This window comes from Variovorax sp. 22077, from assembly GCF_052044195.1.
Lineage (GTDB): Bacteria > Pseudomonadota > Gammaproteobacteria > Burkholderiales > Burkholderiaceae_C > Variovorax > Variovorax atrisoli.
In genome coordinates, this window is sequence record NZ_JBQEQC010000102.1 from 1 (window position 1) to 561 (window position 561).

The 561-nt window shown below is 69.2% G+C and carries 1 pseudogene; it reads right to left on the reverse strand.

The annotated features are described in order from the left end of the window. A pseudogene (locus ACTJLF_RS34690) lies at positions 1-561 on the reverse strand (RHS repeat-associated core domain-containing protein); the annotation flags it as partial.

Below are 561 nucleotides of genomic sequence, written 5' to 3' on the forward strand. Positions count from 1 at the left end.
CTGCTGCCGGCGCGTCTCGCGGTGAAGGGCGTCGCGCTCGATGTCCAGCAGGCTGCGGCCGTTGTAGAGCAGGCCATGCAGGTGGCCTGAGCCGTACAGGAGGAAGTCGACCTTGCCCAGGTCCTGCAGCTCGCTGGCCTGGCGATGGCCCAGCGCATCGAGGTGGTGGGAGATGGTGTGCTCGAACTCGATCTCGGGGGAGGAGGGTATCGGTGCATCGGCCGCGGCCGCGGACTCGGCGATCCTGTAGAGGCGTTGGGTCTCGGAGGTAGGCCGTCCGAGTGCATCGCGTTCGGTGAGGGCCTCGGTGTGCAGCTGCTGCAGGGGCCCGGGGCCAAGGAGGTAGCTGCGCATGGCGACCAACTGGCCGGCGGCGTTCCACTGCAGCCGCTCGATGCGCGCAGGGGCATGCGCGGTGGCCGGCACATGGATCTCGACGAGGCGGCCCATGGTATCCCAGGCGTAGTGAGTGTGCAGGCTGTCTGCGGCGGTGCCGTCGGTCGTTTCCACGAGCTGGCCCGCGGCGTCGTAGCGATAGGTCTGCTGCCGCCCGTCGAAACC